The following is an 868-nucleotide window of genomic DNA, read 5'->3' as shown; positions in this document are numbered from 1 at the left end:
CCAGTCCGACATGGACATCTCCACCGCTCCTCTCCTACGCGCGGCTTTGTTTACCGGAATGCCGGAGCAGGACTCCGACCACGTCAGGGCCGATGGAAAGAATGGCGAGAACGGCAAGAATGGCAAGAACCGGTTGCTTCTGGTTGCTCATCACCTGGTCGTTGATGTGGTGTCCTGGCGCGTCATTCTCGAAGACCTGGACACCCTTATCCGGCAGGTGCGTCTGGGGCAGGAAACCGCTCTTCCCGCGAAGACGAGTTCGTGGCAGCAATGGGCTGACCGGTTGCGGCAGGAAAGCGTCAGCGCCACCACTGTCGAGGAAGTGCCCTACTGGAGTGAGCAGTGCGCACCGGTGCGTGCGCTTCCCGCGGACGGACCCACCGGGCACAACACCATCGGTGGCAGCAGTGTTTATGAAGCCGTTCTCGGTACCGAGCAGGGACGCGCGCTCCTGCAGGAGGTCCCCGCTGCGTTCAACACGCGGATCAATGACGCGTTGCTGACCGCTGTCGCCTGCGCGGTCGGTGCCTGGACCCGGGACAGCCATGTCCGTATCGACCTCGAGGGACACGGTCGTGAGGACCTTTTCGACGACATCGACCTGTCGCGGACCGTGGGCTGGTTCACCACCATCTCACCCGTGCGCCTTCCAGTGCCCACCCCGACTGACCTCGCGGAGGGGCTCAAGCAGACCAAGGAGCTCCTGCGTCGGCGGCCCCGCCAGGGCATCGGCTACGGCCTGCTCGCCCACGGCCCGGACCGGGCCAGCACTGAACTGGGTCCTCCCGCGCAGATCAGCTTCAACTATCTTGGTCAGTTCGACGCGACCACGGCCGGTGGTTTCGCCACCTTCTCCGGCAAGGCCGGC

The 868-nt window shown here is 64.7% G+C and carries 1 protein-coding gene; it reads left to right on the top strand.

The window, feature by feature from the left end:
- Positions 1-58 precede the first annotated feature (58 nt).
- On the top strand, positions 59-868 hold an 810-nt coding region (locus ACSIH6_RS39335; protein ID WP_435113978.1), incomplete at its 3' end, for a condensation domain-containing protein.

The sequence above is a fragment of the Nocardiopsis synnemataformans genome (genome assembly GCF_965343085.1).
GTDB lineage: Bacteria > Actinomycetota > Actinomycetes > Streptosporangiales > Streptosporangiaceae > Nocardiopsis > Nocardiopsis alborubida.
Note: the sequence above shows the minus strand (reverse complement) of the source record. Positions and strands in the feature narration are given on the sequence as shown.